At 73.8% G+C, this 14,616-nt stretch carries 12 protein-coding genes; 5 read left to right on the forward strand and 7 right to left on the reverse strand.

Features of this window, described 5'->3' with window-relative positions; all coding sequences use genetic code 11:
* Positions 1–73: 73 nt before the first annotated feature.
* Entirely contained in the window at positions 74–1,231 is a 1,158-nt protein-coding gene (locus tag ACIQVZ_RS11210) for a serine hydrolase domain-containing protein (RefSeq protein ID WP_402448888.1), read from the reverse strand.
* Positions 1,232–1,533: 302 nt separating this feature from the next.
* On the opposite strand from ACIQVZ_RS11210, the gene ACIQVZ_RS11215 reads away from it, so the two are divergent.
* The 5 genes from ACIQVZ_RS11215 to ACIQVZ_RS11235 all read left to right on the forward strand — a co-directional run bounded on the left by ACIQVZ_RS11215 (position 1,534) and on the right by ACIQVZ_RS11235 (position 6,048).
* Positions 1,534–2,925 (forward strand): NAD(P)/FAD-dependent oxidoreductase, encoded by a 1,392-nt coding sequence (locus tag ACIQVZ_RS11215; protein ID WP_402449071.1) that lies wholly within the window; start codon positions 1,534–1,536, stop codon positions 2,923–2,925.
* A 180-nt stretch (positions 2,926–3,105) separates the two neighbouring features.
* Positions 3,106–4,083, forward strand: coding sequence for a DUF6528 family protein (locus ACIQVZ_RS11220; RefSeq protein WP_402448891.1), 978 nt, complete (start codon positions 3,106–3,108; stop codon positions 4,081–4,083).
* A 253-nt stretch (positions 4,084–4,336) separates the two neighbouring features.
* Positions 4,337–4,672, forward strand: a complete 336-nt coding sequence (locus ACIQVZ_RS11225; RefSeq protein ID WP_363581794.1) for a hypothetical protein — start codon at positions 4,337–4,339, stop codon at positions 4,670–4,672.
* Positions 4,669–5,232, forward strand: coding sequence for an acyl-CoA thioesterase (locus ACIQVZ_RS11230; RefSeq protein ID WP_402448893.1), 564 nt, complete (start codon positions 4,669–4,671; stop codon positions 5,230–5,232). The genes ACIQVZ_RS11225 and ACIQVZ_RS11230 overlap by 4 nt, the downstream gene beginning before the upstream one ends.
* A gap of 339 nt (positions 5,233–5,571) precedes the next feature.
* Positions 5,572–6,048 (forward strand): DUF2267 domain-containing protein, encoded by a 477-nt coding sequence (locus ACIQVZ_RS11235; RefSeq protein ID WP_350880743.1) that lies wholly within the window; start codon positions 5,572–5,574, stop codon positions 6,046–6,048.
* Here ACIQVZ_RS11235 and manA read toward each other — a convergent pair.
* From manA to ACIQVZ_RS11265, 6 genes are all read right to left on the reverse strand, one after another.
* The gene (manA, locus tag ACIQVZ_RS11240) at positions 5,931–7,190 is read right to left on the reverse strand and encodes a mannose-6-phosphate isomerase, class I (protein WP_402448897.1); all 1,260 of its coding nucleotides are present in this window, start codon (positions 7,188–7,190) and stop codon (positions 5,931–5,933) included. The genes ACIQVZ_RS11235 and manA overlap by 118 nt on opposite strands.
* Positions 7,191–7,213: 23 nt before the next feature.
* Complete coding sequence (locus tag ACIQVZ_RS11245) at positions 7,214–8,164, reverse strand: ROK family protein (protein ID WP_350880747.1); 951 nt, start codon at positions 8,162–8,164, stop codon at positions 7,214–7,216.
* Positions 8,165–8,312: 148 nt separating this feature from the next.
* The gene (locus tag ACIQVZ_RS11250; protein ID WP_402448900.1) at positions 8,313–11,354 is read right to left on the reverse strand and encodes an alpha-mannosidase; all 3,042 of its coding nucleotides are present in this window, start codon (positions 11,352–11,354) and stop codon (positions 8,313–8,315) included.
* A gap of 49 nt (positions 11,355–11,403) precedes the next feature.
* Positions 11,404–12,672, reverse strand: coding sequence for a glycosyl hydrolase (locus tag ACIQVZ_RS11255; protein WP_350880752.1), 1,269 nt, complete (start codon positions 12,670–12,672; stop codon positions 11,404–11,406).
* 76 nt (positions 12,673–12,748) lie between these two features.
* Complete coding sequence (locus ACIQVZ_RS11260) at positions 12,749–13,666, reverse strand: carbohydrate ABC transporter permease (RefSeq protein ID WP_402449074.1); 918 nt, start codon at positions 13,664–13,666, stop codon at positions 12,749–12,751.
* Entirely contained in the window at positions 13,663–14,535 is an 873-nt protein-coding gene (locus tag ACIQVZ_RS11265; protein WP_350880756.1) for a sugar ABC transporter permease, read from the reverse strand. Before ACIQVZ_RS11265 ends, ACIQVZ_RS11260 begins: the two co-directional genes overlap by 4 nt.
* Positions 14,536–14,616: the final 81 nt, after the last annotated feature.

Consider the following 14,616-nt stretch of genomic DNA (forward strand, 5'->3'; position numbering starts at 1 on the left):
CGGATGAGTGACCGTGCCCGCCCCGTGACGCGGGGGCGGGCACGGTCGTCGCCCGGGTTCCGCTCTCAGCGCCTCAGCGGCAGAGCGCGGCGTCGACGGCGTCGGCGACGCGCTGCTTGACATCGGCGGACGGCAGGGTGGTGACGGCGATGTCGGCGGCGCGGCCGTCCTCGGTGACACCACCGCGGGTCACGTAGCCCGGGAGCGTGCCGCCGTGGCCCCAGTACACACCCCCGCAGGACAGCGGACGGCTGGCGAGCCCCAGCCCGTAACGGCCGCCGGGGCCCATGTACTCGGCGGGGACGGTCACCTGCATCTGGGCGAGCTGGGCCGGGGCCAGCAACTCGCCGCCGAGCAGGGCGCGGAAGAAGCGGTTGAGGTCGCTGTTCGTGGACACCAGGGCGCCGGCCGTCCAGGCCCAGGACATGTCCTGCTCGGTGACGTCCAGCGGCTGGTCACCGGGCTCCTCGGTGTAGTAGCCGTGCGGGTGGCGCTCGTGCACCGTCATGTCGCCCTGGGCGGGGAAGTAGGTGTGCCGCAGGCCGATGCGGTCGATGACCCGCCGGGTGATCTCCTCGCCGACGGGCCGCCCGGTGACCTTCTGGATGATCAGACCGGCGATCAGGTAACCGGTGTTGCTGTACTTCCAGCCCTTGCCGGGCTCGAAGTCGGGCTTCTGGGCGAGCGCGAGGTCGAGCAGGTCGCGGGGCTCGTGGTACTGGGAGAGGCCCTGGTCGGGCAGGAAGTGGGTGTAGTCGGGAAGGCCGCTGGTGTGCTGGAGGATCTGGTGGACGGTGATCTTCCGCCCGTCGATGCGGCTGCCGTCGGCGCCGGTGCCGCGGACGAGGCCCGGCAGGTAGGTGTCGAGGGAGGCCTCCAGGTCGACCTTGCCCTCGGCGACGAGTTGCAGGACCACGACGGCCGTGAAGGACTTGGTGTTGCTGCCCGCCCGGACCTGCCCGTCCACCGGCACCGCCGCGCCGGTGGCCAGATCGCCCACCCCGGCCGTGTAGGTACGGGAGTGCCCGTTCCGGTCCCGCACGGTGGCCAGCGCGCCGGGCACACCGTCCTGCCGGACCAGCGCGTCGAGCCGCTGCTGCACGACGTCGGCCCGGGGGCCCGCCGCCTGGGCCGCGGGCGCGGCGGCCATGCCGAGCAGCAGGGCGCCCGCGGCGACGGCCGCTGCGCTGAGCCGGAGTGGTCGAGTCCTGTACGGCGTGGACGGGTTCACGGAGCGTCTCCTCTCGCCGGGCCGCGTGCCCGGGACTCCAGGGCACCACGCGGCACCGACGGCGGTCGTCCGCGCGCAGGAGGAGGCGGGGTCGGAGCCGTGGTCCTGATGGCCTACGACCTGCGGGGTATGAAAGCGGTTCAGCCGGCGCCGGTTCGCAGGGCGCGGCCTGCGGGTGCTGGAGCTGTTGGCGGACTGACAGGGTGGCTGGCCGGGCGGGGGGATCTTGGCAGTGTGGGGGTGTTCGGGCGTGGCCGGTGCGGCGTAGCGTCCGGGCAGGTCGGCGACGGGTGTGGGAGGTTCTGGTGGCGGTCAACGGCGAGGTGTCGTTCTGGTACGCGGCGAGCGGGCTGCCGGAGCCGGGGCCGGCGTTGCCCGGGAGCGCGGACGTCGACGTGTGCATCGTCGGCGGCGGGTACACCGGGCTGTGGACGGCGTACTACCTGAAGAAGGCGGAGCCGTCGCTGCGGATCGCGGTGCTGGAGCGCCGGTTCTGCGGCTACGGCGCCTCGGGGCGCAACGGCGGGTGGCTGTACAACGGGTTCGCGGGCCGGGGCGCGTTCGCGAAGCGGTACGGGCCGGGTGCGGCGGCGGCGATGCAGCGGGCGATGGACGAGGCGGTCGGGGAGGTCGTGGACGTCGCCGCCGCCGAGCGGATCGACGCGCACATCGTGCGTGGCGGCGTACTCGAAGTCGCCAGAAACAGAGCCCAGTTGGAGCGGCTCAAGGCTTTCGCCGCCGCCGAGCGGGCGTACGGTGAGGAGCGCGTCGAGCTGCTGGGCGCCAAGGAGGCCGCCGACCGGATCGCCGTCGCGGGCGCCCTCGGCGGCACCTGGACGCCGTACGGTGCGCGGATCCAACCAGCGGAGTTGGTGCGCGGGCTGGCGCGGGTGGTGCGGGACCTCGGGGTGGCGGTGCACGAGGGGACGGCGGTGACGGCGATCCTGCCGGGCACCGCGTACGCCCGGCCGCGCGCGGTGACGCCGCAGGGCACGGTGACCGCCGAGTACGTGCTGCGCGCCACCGAGGGGTTCACGGCGGGCCTTCGCGGCGAGCGGCGGACCTGGCTGCCGATGAACTCGGCGATGATCGCCACCGAGCCGCTGCCGCCCGCCTTCTGGGCGGAAGCGGGCTGGCAGGGCCGCGAGGTGCTGGGCGACTTCGCGCACGCCTACATGTACGCGCAGCGCACCGCGGACGACCGGATCGCGCTGGGCGGCCGGGGTGTGCCGTACCGGTTCGGCTCGCGGACGGACGCGGACGGCGGCACCCAGGTGGAGACCGTGCGCCAGCTCCGGCAGATCCTGAACCGCTTCTTCCCGGCGGCCGCGAGCGCCCGGATCGACCACGCCTGGGCGGGCGTGCTCGGCGTGCCCCGGGACTGGTGCGCCACGGTGGAGCTGGACCGGGCGAGTGGCCTCGGCTGGGCGGGCGGGTACGTCGGCAGCGGGGTGACCACGACGAACCTGGCGGGCCGGACCCTGCGCGACCTGGTCCTCGGGCGGGACACCGGGCTGACCGGGCTGCCCTGGGTGGGCCACACCGTGCGCCGCTGGGAGCCCGAGCCGCTGCGCTGGATCGGGGTGCACGCGATGTACGCGGCCTACCACGCGGCGGACCGCCAGGAGGCGGGCGGACGGGCCACCACCTCGCCGATCGCCCGCGTCGCGGACGTCGTCTCCGGGAGGTGGTGAACACGACCGCGCGGATCCGGGTGTGAGGGAGCGGGCCCGCGCGGATCCGGGCGCCACCGAGCACGGTGGGCGGTAGCGAGCACGGTGGCGGATCGCCACCTCGGATCCGCCACCGTGCCCGCCACGGCCGTTCGGACGCTCCGCCGTGCAAAGCGGCCCGGGAGCAAGCACGGTGGGGGCGTGCTGAGGAGAACGCTGGTGGCCCTGTGCGCGCTGTGTGCCGGGTGCGCCCTGCTGTTCTGCGCGCCGGCGACCGGCGCGCAGGCCAGGTCGCCCGGGTGGGCGGTCGTGGTGGTGGACCAGGAGTCGCGCAGCGTCCTGGTGCTGCAGAGCGCCGAGGAGCTGATGGCCTACCGGGGCCCGGGGCGGCTGCCGGTCGTGTGGGGCTGGAGCGCCGACCGGGCGGCCGGGCTCGCGGACCTGACGCCCGCGCGGAGCTGGACGAATCCGGACGAGGCGAAGAGCCGGGTCCGGCAGGGCCAGCGCTACCTGCTGACCACCGCCTCCGGCGGGTTGGCCGCCGTCGTGGACACCACCACCGGCGCGACCCACTGGGCGGCGGACCTGGGTGGGGCGGCCAATCCGCACAGCATCGAGCTGCTGCCGGACGGCAATGTCGCGGTCTCGGCGAGCGGCGGCGGGTGGGTGCGGCTGTACGCGGCTTCGCAGGGGCCGCGTGCCACCGCCCACGCCGGCTACCCGCTCCCGGGCGCGCACGGCGTGCACTGGGACGGCCGGACGGGCCTGCTCTGGGTGCTCGGCGACGACGTGCTGACCGCGCTGCGGGTGGGCGGCACCCCGGCGGCGCCCACCCTGACCGCCGTCCGGTCGACGCCGCTGCCCGACCACGGCGGGCACGACCTCGCGCCGGTGCTGGCCGAGCCAGGGCGGTTCTGGGTGAGCACGCAGGCCGGCCTGTGGCGGTACGACCCGGCGGCCGACCGCTTCACCGCCGTGCGGCTGGGCGGCCCCGCAGCGGTCCGGGACGTGAAGAGCGTCGGGGACGAGCCCGGCACCGGACGGTTGCTGACGGTGGCCCCCGACCACAGCGGGCCGTGCTCCTGGTGCACCTCGGTGATCACCCTGCACCGGCCGGACGGGACGCGGATGCTGCGCGGGACGCATCTCTACAAGGCGAGGTGGTGGGGAGGCTGGTAGCAGATCTTCGACGTGCAGGTGCCGGTTTCGGGGTTCGGGTCGCCGATGCCACCCGTTCTGCCGACGGCATTCGGATGATGGGGCATATTGTGTACCCCGGCAAACTACTCCAATAGAAGTGAGTTTCCCGTCGCCGTCCGTAAACCATCCGTCGACCGTGTCGGCTTGGGATAGCGTCGAAGGCGTCGGGGGGCCGACACCGATTCGGTGTATTCGAACACCAGTTACCGGGCCGTAATGGCCGGAATGAGTCATGGAGAAAAACGTGTCGAATCTGATGCCGGAAAACATGCCGGAGAAAATGCCGGACACCGTCGACGACCTGCAGCTCGCGGCGGAATCGCTGGCCGCTTTCCCGGCCCGGGGCGCGGCCGTCGGCGCCGATGTCACCGAACGTCTCGCGGCGGTCGCCGAACTCTGCCGGTCGGTCGACGCGGTGCTCGACAGCCTGGTCGTCCAGGTCGCCGCGGAGGCGGCCGAGGAGGGTTGGACGGCGGCCCGGATGGCGGCGGAACAGTCCGGTTACTACGCCAGGTTGCGCCGGGCGCTGCTCCCCGCCGCGACCGGTGCCGGGCTGACGCAGCAGTGAGCGCGCTGCACCCGGGCGTGCACGTGCTGTCCTGCCCCACCCGGTGGAGCGACGTCGACGAGAACGGGCACATCAACAACGCCCGACTGGTCGGCTACGTCCAGGAGGGGATTTACGACATGTTCTGCCACCACGAGACCGCCGTCCGGGACGCCCTGTTCCCGTCCGGATTCATTATCGCGCGACACGAGATCGATTTTCTGGAGCAGTTGTACCACCGGCCCGAGCCATTGTCGGTGCAGTTGACGGTTGAACGGATCGGGCGGAGTTCCACGCATATCGTGGTGGATGTCTGCCGTGACCCGCTCACCTTTATGCGGGCCAGGACCGTGGTGGTCGCACGGGACCGTGAATCCGGCCGCTCGCGCAAACTCAGTTCGAACGAGCGCAGTTTTCTCGAGGCGTTTATGCCGGACGCGGTGCGGGTCCCCGCCGCGCAGGCTGTGCCCGCCGCACCGGCCGCGCCGGTCACGGGGCCTCCGCCGCAGCGCGTGGCGGCCCGCTCGGGCGCCGCTCTGCCGCACCGCACCCGCAGACGGTGTCGGGCGTCGGTGGCCTGACACCCGGGCCCCTGGTGGCCCCGCGCCGGGCAGGGCGCGGGCCGGCGGCGTGATCGACAACGGCGTCGATCCGTCCGGCCGGTCTCCCTGCCGCCGTGCCGCCGCGCCGCAGTACGCTGAGCAGCACGGGTACCGGCGAACCCCAGGCGGTCACAGGCCGTGACGGCGCAGCCGACCGGACCTCGCCGCCACCAGCCGTCCGCCACGGGCCGTCCGCCACCAGCCGTCCGCCGCCACCGGGCCACCGGGCCAGGGACCGCCCGCGAGAGGGCCGGCGGCTCTCGGCCTCCGGCTTCCGGGCGGAGCGCAGCCGGTCCCGCCGACCGGAAGGAGGACGCGATGACCATCTCCCCGGAGGACTTCCGCGCCCGCGTCGTCGACTGCGGGGAGTACCCGAGCGAGGCGGAGGCGGAACACGCCATCCGGGTCGTGCTCGCACTGCTCGGTGAGCACCTGGTCGGGGCCGAACGGGCCGAGCTCGCCGAGGTGCTGCCCGAGGCGTACGCCCCGCTGCTGCGCGATGCCGGGCCCGCCGCCGAACCGCTGACCGCCGAGCGCTTCGTGCGCGGCGTGGTCGGCTGGATCGACGGCGCTACCGAGGCGACCGGGCCGTGGGACATCGGGGCCGTGCTCGGCACCCTCGCCGACCTGGCCCCGCAGGAGCTGGTCGACCGCGTGGTCGAGCAGCTCCCGGACGGCTACGACCTGCTGTTCGGCCACCCGGTGCCGGCCTGGGCCGGCGCGCCGGTGGTGGCCCGGAACAGCTCCGCACCCCGGCCGGTCAGCTCGACCGGCCCGGCGCCCGGGCGCAGGTAGACGGACGCGCCCCGGGGGAGGTCGAGGTCCGCGAAGCCAGGGGCGTGCAGTCGGGCGCGGCCCTCGACGCACAGCAGGATCTGCGGGGTGGGCAGCTCGGCGCGGACGGCGGCCGGGCCGGGGCGCAGCCGGGAGAGCCGGAACTCCTCGGCGGGGGAGGAGAATTCGTCCTCGAACCGGTCGCCCGGGAGCGCCGCGAGGACCTGCGGTTCACCGGTGCGGAAGGACGTGACCGCCAGCAGGCCGTCGACGTCGACGTGCTTGGGGGTGAGCCCGCAGCGCAGCACGTTGTCCGAGTTGGCCATCAACTCCACGCCCACGCCCCGGAGATAGGCGTGCGGCACCCCGGCGTCCAGGTAGAGGGCCTGGCCCGCCGTGAGCCGGACGTGGTTGAGCAGCAGGGCGGCGATCAGACCCGGGTCGCCGGGGTACTGCGCGGCGGCGCGGGCGTAGCCGGCGCAGGCCTCGGCGAACGGGCCGCCCTCGGCCGCGAGCCGGTGCAACGCCCTGGTCACGTCGGCGAGTTGGGGTCGGGTAGGTCGGTCCTCGGCCAGGACCCGGCGCAGCAGCGCGGGCAGGGCCTCGGCGGCGGGGCGCGCGCGGAGGTCGTCCGCCCAGGGGGCGAGCAGCGGGACGGCGAGCGCGTCCAGCAGCCGGGCCGCTTCAGGCGCCGGGCGGAAGCCGCACAGCGCTTCGAAGTCCCCGAGGGCGCAGATGAGTTCGGGCTTGTGCCCGGGGTCCTTGAAGACTCGTTCGGGTGCGTCGAGCGGGATCCCGCGGGCCTCCTCGGCCGCGTACCCGGCCGCCGCCTGGGTCCGGGTCGGGTGGACCTGGAGGGAGAGCGCCCGGTCGGCGGCCAGCACCTTGAACAGGAACGGCAGCGCCGGGCCGAACCGCCCCACGGTGTCCGGCCCGAGCATGGCGTTCGGGTACCGCTGGATGAGTTCGTCCAGCGGCTGCGGTCCGCCGGCGCCGTCCGGAGCCAGCAGCTCGGAGGGCGCCGACGGGTGTGCGCCCATCCACAGTTCGGCCTGCGGGGCTCCGGTCGGCGCGGTGCCGGTCAGCGCGGGGATGGCGGTGGGCGAGCCCCACGCGTACGGGCGGACCGGGTTGTGGAGCAGGGCGAAGGGCGGGAGCGACATGGCGCGGCCTCCGAGGGGTCGGGTCAGCGGCAGAGCGCGGCCGCGCCGATCAGCCCGGCATCGGTGCCGAGTTCGGCGCGGCGGACGTCGAGGCCGCGGATGTAGGACAGCGTGGCGTAGCGGTCGAGGTGGCGGGCGAGCGGTGCGAACAGGACGTCGCCGGCGGTGGCGACGCCGCCGCCGACCACCACCCGGTCGAGGTCGACCAGGGCCGCGGTGGCGGCGATCCCGGCGGCGAGGGCCTGGGCGGCGCGGTCGAAGGAGGCGAGCGCGACCGGGTCGCCCGCCTCGGCGTCGGCGGCGACGGCCCGGGCCGAGCGGTCCTCCCCGGCCGGGCGCCAGCCCTCGGCGAGGGCCCGGCGGGCGATGGCGGTGCCGCTGGCGAGGCCCTCCAGGCAGCCGCGCGAGCCGCACGGGCAGGGCTCGCCGTCCAGGTCGACGGTGATGTGGCCGAGGTGGCCGGCGTTGCCGCTCGGGCCGGGGCGGACGGCGCCGTCGAGCACCAGCCCGGCGCCGACCCCGGTCGACACCACCAGGCACAGCGCGTTGGCCGCGTCCCGGGCGGCGCCCTGCCAGTGCTCGGCGGCGGCCATCGCGACGCCGTCCCCGGCCAGGTGGACGGGCAGCCGCCGGGCGGCGACCGCCGGGTGCGCGGCGACCTCGGCGACCAGCGGGAAGTCGAGCCAGCCGGGGATGTTGACGGGGCTGACGGTGCCGGCGACGAGGTCGACCGGGCCGGCGCTGCCGATCCCGACGGCCGTCACGGCGGCCCAGTCGGCGGTGGCGGCGAGCCGGTCCAGCACCTCGTGCACGACGGCGAGCACGGCTGCGCCCGGCTCCCGGGCCGGGGTGGGCAGTTGGTGCCGGTGCCGCAGCTGCCCGTGGCCGTCGACCAGCGCACCGGCGATCTTGGTGCCGCCGATGTCCACGGCGGCGAACAGCGGGGTGGCGGCGGGCGGCGGGGCGAGGGTCATCGCGGCGGGCTCCAGGCGGGTTCGGGCGGGGGCGGCGCCCCGGCGGGCGGGCCGGGGCGCCGATCAGCGTAGTGCGGCAGGCGGGGCGCGGCATACGGCGTGCGGTGGCCCTGACAGCGGGGCCCCGCACGCCGTATGCCGGCGGTGCTCAGCCCGCCGCGCTCAGGCGCAGCGTGACCAGCTCGAACGGCCGCAGCGCCAGCCGCACCGCGCCGTCCTCCACGGTCACCTCGCCGCGGGTGCCGTCCCAGGGCCGCTCCAGCAGGTCGCAGGGGACGGCGCCGGCCAGCGGGTAGGAGGTGGTGAGCAGGCCCCGGGCGCGGCCGCCGCCCGCCTCGTAGACCCGGACGATCAGGTCGCCGCTGCGGTCGTCGGCGAGCTTGACCGCGCTGACCACCAGCGCGTCGTTGTCCAGCCGCACCAGCGGCGCGACCTGCTCGGCGCTGCCGGTGACGCGCCGCTCGGGCAGGCCGATCCGGTAGCCCTCGCGGACGGCGTCGCCGATCGCCGCGCCCGGGACGAGGGCGTGCCGGAAGCGGTGCAGGCCCTGGTCGGTCTTCGGGTCGGGGAAGCGGGGCGCGCGCAGCAGCGAGAAGCGGACCGTGGTGGTGGTGCCGCCGTCGGTGTCGCGCACGGCGCGGGTGACGTCGTGGCCGTAGGTGGAGGCGGTGACGAGGGCGACGCCCCAGCCGGGCTCGTCGAGGTGGACGAAGCGGTGGTTGCAGGCCTCGAACTTGGCGGCGTCCCAGCTGGTGTTGGTGTGGGTGGGCCGGTAGAGGTGGCCGAACTGGGTCTCGGCGGCGTAGCGCTCGGTGTGCACGTCCAGCGGGAACGCGGCCTTGAGGAACTTCTCGGTCTCGTGCCAGTCGACCTCGGTGTCGATGTCGAGCCGCTGCTCGCCCGCCCGCAGGGTGAGGGTCTGGACGACGGTGGACGAGCCGAAGGAGCGCGCCACCCGGACGGCGGCCTGGTCGGGGGCGGAGAGCGCCGTCAGCGCGTCCACGGCGGTCAGGTCGGTGACGGTGTTGCGGTAGAACTGGTCGACGTCCCAGGCGTCCCACATGTTGGGGAAGTCCGGGTGCAGCTGGAGCAGGTTGGCCCGGGTGCCGGGGGCGACGCTCTCCCGGCCGCTCGCCACCTCGACCACCGACGCCACCAGGCCGTCGGCGTCCACGACCACGTCCAGCAGCCCGTTGCGCAGCAGGAAGCCGCCCTCGGGCCGCTCGACGACCTCGCAGGCGCCCGCGCCGAACACGGCCGGTGCGGCCCCGCCGGCCGGGACGGCCGAGCGCGGGTGCGGCGCCGAGTTGAACACCAGCTCGCGCCCGCCGGCGGTGTCCCCGGCGAGGGCCTGCTGGGCGCCGTCGATCAGCGAGTCCAGTTCCGCGGCCAGCGCCGCGTACGTCGCCTCGGCCTCGCGGTGCACCCAGGCGATGGAGGAGCCGGGCAGGATGTCGTGGAACTGGTGCAGCAGGACGGTCTTCCAGATCCGGTCCAGTTGCTCGTACGGGTAGGCCGCACCGGTGCGCAACGAGGCGGTGGCGCACCAGAGTTCGGCCTCGCGCAGTAGGTTCTCGCTGTGCCGGTTGCCCTGCTTGGTCTTCGCCTGGCTGGTCAGGGTGGCCCGGTGCAGCTCCAGGTAGAGCTCGCCGACCCAGACCGGCGGGTTCGGGTACTCGGCCTCGGCCTTGGCGAAGAACTCGGCGGGCTTCTCCCAGCGGACGGTGGCCGAGCCCTCCAGGTCCTTCATCCGGCCCGCCTTGGCGACCATCTCGCGGGTGGTGCCGCCGCCGCCGTCGCCCCAGCCGGTCGGGGCGAGCGAGTGCCGGGCCACCCCCTTGTCCTTGAAGTTCTTCGCCGCGTGGGCGATCTCGCTGCCCTTCATGGAGCAGTTGTAGGTGTCCACGGGCGGGAAGTGGGTGAAGATCCTCGTCCCGTCGATGCCCTCCCAGAGGAAGGTGTGGTGCGGGAACTTGTTGATCTGGCTCCACGAGATCTTCTGCGTCAGCAGCCACTTGGAGCCCGCGTTGCGGATGATCTGCGGCAGGCCGCCGGTGAAGCCGAAGGTGTCGGGCAGCCACGCCTCGTGGTTCTCCACCCCGAACTCGTCCAGGAAGAACCGCTTGCCGTGCACGAACTGCCGGGCCATCGCCTCCGAGCTGGGCATGTTGGTGTCGGACTCGACCCACATGCCGCCGGCCGGGACGAACCGGCCCTCGGCCACGGCCTTTTGCACCCGGGCGTACACCTCGGGGCGGTGCTCCTTGATCCAGGCGAACTGCTGCGCCTGGGACATGGTGTAGAGGAAGTCCGGCTCGTCCTCCAGCAGCGCGGTCATGTTGGCGGTGGTGCGCGCCACCTTGCGGACGGTCTCGCGCAGCGGCCAGAGCCAGGCCGAGTCGATGTGCGCGTGGCCGATCGCACTGATCCGGTGCGCGGACGGCACGGCGGGCGCGGCCAGCACGTCGGCGAGCTCCGAACGGGCGGCGGCCGCCGTGCCGTTGACGTCCTGGAGGTCGATCGCGTCGAGCGCCCGCTCGACCGCGCGCAGGACGTCCCAGCGGCGGGCGCCGTCCACCGGCAGCTCGGCCATCAGCTCGCCGAGCACCTCCAGGTCGATCACCAGCTGCCAGACCGTCTCGTCGAAGACGGCGAGGTCCATCCGGGTCAGCTTGTACTGCGGCTGGTCGCCGGCGGTGTCCTTGTCGCCCAACTCGGTGGGCAGGAAGGGGTGGTAGTCCAGGATGACCGGGTTGGAGGCGGCCTCGACGTGCAGCAGCACCTGCTCGCCGCCGGCCGCGGGGGCGGCGACGCGCACCCACTGGTTCTGCGGGTTGAGGCCCTTCACCGGGGTGCCGTCCGGGCGGTAGACCAGGCCCTCGCACTGGAAGCCGGGCATGTTGGCGTCGAAGCCGAGGTCGATCAGCGCCTCGACCGTCCGCCCGGCCCAGGCCTGCGGCACGGTGCCGGTCACGGTGATCCAGCTGGTGCCCCACGGCGCGCCCCAGGCGTCGCCGACCGCGATCGGGGTGCGCGGCGCGGCCAGGCCCTCGGCGACCGGGACGGGCTCGCCGGGTGCCGTCCAGATGCCGACCTCCAGCGGGACGGACTCGGGGTAGACGGCCGGGCGGATGCGCTCGTCCAGGACGCGCTTGAGGCGGGACTCGACCAGCGTGCGGTCATCGTGCATGTCAGCGGGCTCCGTTGCGTGACTGAGGGGTAACGGCTGAGGCGAAGGGTCAGAGAGAAGGTACGTCGTCCGGGTGGACCACCTCGGTGATCCCGCGCGCGGCCAGGTGGGCCTGGTCCTCGGCGTGTTCGGCGAGGACGGTGGTCGGGCGGGCGCCCGCCTCGGCGAGGCGCATGAACGCCTCGTAGACGGCGCCGCCGGGCCCGCAGACCGAGCGCTTGGGCGCGGTCACCTCGTCCCCGGTGGCCACCACCACGGCGGTGGTGCGCGGCTCGGGCGGCTGCCAGGAGCGGCGCGCCTCGGCAGCGGCCTCGGCCAGCCGGGCGCCGGCCGGCTTGACCGCGCGGTCGGTGGTGAGCAGGCCGAGGCTGTACTCCAGCTCGGGGAAGTCGGCCAGCGAGCGGTCCACGTCGTGCGAGCACCACCAGGTGACGCCCCACACGTCCGGGCAGTCGAGTACGGCCTCGACGGTGGCGCCGGTGAACCGGGCGGCGTCCTCGGCGGTGATGTGCGGGGCGGGGGCGCCGACCTCCTGCAGCCAGACCGGGCGGGCCGGGTCGTCCGCCCAGGCCTTGGAGAGCTCGACCAGGTAGGCGGCGTGCTGCGCGGTGGCGGTGGAGTGGGCGCCGTAGCGCTGGGCGGTGCCGTTGAACACCCAGGAGTGCACGGCGGTGGCGGCGCCGATCCGGGCCGAGTGCCAGGGGGTGAACGGGTGTTCGTCCAGGTACCAGGCGGCGTCGTAGGAGGCGTGCAGGTGCATCCGGCCGGGCGCGCCCTGCTCGCAGGCGTCGAGCATCCGGCGCAGCCAGGCGTCGGCCTGCCCGGGGGTGATCCGGTCGGGGTCGGGGTGGGGTTCGCCGGAGAACTGGTTGATCTCGTTGCCGAGCGTCATGCCGAGGAAGTTGGGACGCTCGTGCAGCGCCTCGGCGAGGGTGCGCAGGTAGGCGGCCTGGCCGTCGAGGACCTCGGGGTCGGTGAAGATGTTCCGCCGGTGCCAGGTCTGCGTCCAGGAGGGCAGGAAGTCGAAGCTCGACAGGTGGCCCTGGAGGCCGTCCACCGCGACGTCCAGGCCGCGTTCGCCGGCCGCGTCCACCAGGGCCGCCAACTGCTCGACGGCGCGCGGGCGGATCAGGGTGCGGTTGGGCTGGAACAGCGGCCAGAGCGGGAAGACCCGGACGTGGTCCAGGCCGAGTGCGGCGATGGAGTCGAAGTCGGCGCGGACGGCGTCGAGGTCGAAGTCGAGCCAGTGGTGGAACCAGCCGGCGCTGGGCGTGTAGTTGACGCCGAAGCGGGGGCGCTGCGGTGCGGGGGTGCTCATGGGCGGGTGATTCCTCAACGGGTGTGGGGCGAACGGGCGGTGGGGTCGGGAATCGTCGGACACGGCCGGACGGGGCCTAACCCTTGACGGCTCCCTCCTCGACGCCCTTGAAGAAGAAGCGCTGGCAGACGCCGAACACCACGACGATCGGCAGGAAGGCGATCATGGTGCCGGCCGCGATCAGCCGCGGGTTCGCGGAGAAGGTGCCGTTGAGGTACTGGAGTCCGACGGTGAGGGTGTACTTCTGCGGGTCGTTGAGCACGATCAGGGGCCAGAGGAAGTCGTCCCAGGCGCCGATGAAGGTGAAGATGACGATCACGCTGAGCATGCCGCGCACGTTGGGCAGGCCGATGTGCCACAGGCGCTGCCACACGGTGGCGCCGTCGACCAGGGCGGCCTGGTCGAGTTCGAGCGGGACGGCGGCGAAGGCGGTGCGCATCAGCAGCACGTTGAGCATGGCGATCGCGCCGGGCAGGGCGACGCCGGTCAGGCTGTCGGCCAGACCGAGGCCGCGCACCAGCACGTACTGGGAGACGATGGTGACCTCGCCGGGGAGCACCAGGGTGGCGAGGAAGAGGCCGAGGACGAGCTTGGCGCCGCGGAAGCGCAGCCGGGCGAGCGCGTAGCCGGCCAGGGTGCAGCCGACCACGTTGCCGGTGATGCAGATGGCGGCGACGATCAGCGAGTTGAGGGCGTAGGTCCAGACCGGGATGGTCTCGGCGACCTTGCCGTAGTTGCCGAAGGTCAGCTGTTCGGGGATGAAGCTGGGGGTGCTGGTGTAGACGTCCTCGTTGGGACCCTTGAGGGAGGTGGAGAGCTGCCACAGGAACGGCCCGACCACCAGCAGCAGGACGAGCACCAGCAGCAGGTAGCGGCCGGCGGTCTGGGCGGGGGAGGGGGTGTTGAAACCCCGGGAGCCCCGGAATCCCTGGGAGCCCTGCGAGCTCCGGGCGCGGCGGGCGGCCTTCGAACGGGGGGAGGTCACGGTGTTCAGGCCGCCTTCCGGTTCAGGCGCATCAGCAGCAGCATCGGGCCGAGGGTGATGACGAACAGCATCAGGCTGAGCGCGGAGGCGTAGCCGAGGTGGCCGTTGAAGCCGCGGCTGTACATCTGGATCAGCATCACCACCGACATGTCCCGCCCGCCCGGGCCGCCCTGGCCGTGGGAGAGCACGTACAGCTCGGAGAAGACGCGCAGCGCGCTGACCGAGATGAGGACGGAGACCAGCATCATGGTCGGCCGCACCCCGGGCAGGGTGACGTGCCAGAACCGGCGGATCGGGCTGGCGCCGTCGACGGCCGCCGCCTCGTGCAGTTCGCGCGGGACGTTGGCGAGGGCGGACAGGTAGATGACCATGTAGTAGCCGAAGCCCTTCCAGACGGTCAGGGCGATCGCGCTGAACAGCAGCAGCCAGCGGTCGGTGAGGAAGGCGACCGGGGAGTCGGTCAGACCGGACTGCCGGAGCAGGCCGTTGACCAGGCCGCGGTCGTCCAGCACCCAGCCCCAGATCAGCGCCACCACGACGGCGGAGGCGATGACCGGGGTGTAGAAGGCGGTGCGGAAGAAGGTGATGCCGGGGATCTTGCGCTGGACGAGCAGGGCGAGCAGCAGCGGCAGGATGGTCAGCAGGGGCAGGCAGACCAGCATGAAGACGATGCTGTTGAGCAGGGCGTCGGCGAGCTGTTCGTCGTCGAGCAGGCGCCCGTAGTTCTCCAGGCCGGTGAACTGCCCGCCGCCCAGGGGCTTGGCGTTGGTGAAGGACAGGATCACCGTGTTGACGGCCGGCCAGAGGTTGAAGACGGCCAGCCAGAGTATCGCGGGCCCGGCGAGCAGCCAGGGGGTGAACCAACGCCGGTGGGTCATGCCGTTGCCTTCCTGGGGGTGGTGCGGGTCATTCCCGGGTGCGGCGGGCGGGGGTGGCCCGCCGCTTGACCGGTACGGTCG

The sequence above is a fragment of the Kitasatospora sp. NPDC098663 genome, from assembly GCF_044760075.1.
Taxonomy (GTDB): Bacteria; Actinomycetota; Actinomycetes; order Streptomycetales; family Streptomycetaceae; genus Kitasatospora.

Coding starts and splice junctions, on each gene's coding strand:
- manA (WP_402448897.1), bottom strand. CDS start 7,190: ATGTCGCTCCCGCCCTTCGCCCTGCTCCACAACCCGGTCCGCCCGTAC.
- ACIQVZ_RS11225 (WP_363581794.1), top strand. CDS start 4,337: ATGGAGAAAAACGTGTCGAATCTGATGCCGGAAAACATGCCGGAGAAA.
- ACIQVZ_RS11250 (WP_402448900.1), bottom strand. CDS start 11,354: ATGCACGATGACCGCACGCTGGTCGAGTCCCGCCTCAAGCGCGTCCTG.
- ACIQVZ_RS11255 (WP_350880752.1), bottom strand. CDS start 12,672: ATGAGCACCCCCGCACCGCAGCGCCCCCGCTTCGGCGTCAACTACACG.
- ACIQVZ_RS11235 (WP_350880743.1), top strand. CDS start 5,572: ATGACCATCTCCCCGGAGGACTTCCGCGCCCGCGTCGTCGACTGCGGG.
- ACIQVZ_RS11245 (WP_350880747.1), bottom strand. CDS start 8,164: ATGACCCTCGCCCCGCCGCCCGCCGCCACCCCGCTGTTCGCCGCCGTG.
- ACIQVZ_RS11265 (WP_350880756.1), bottom strand. CDS start 14,535: ATGACCCACCGGCGTTGGTTCACCCCCTGGCTGCTCGCCGGGCCCGCG.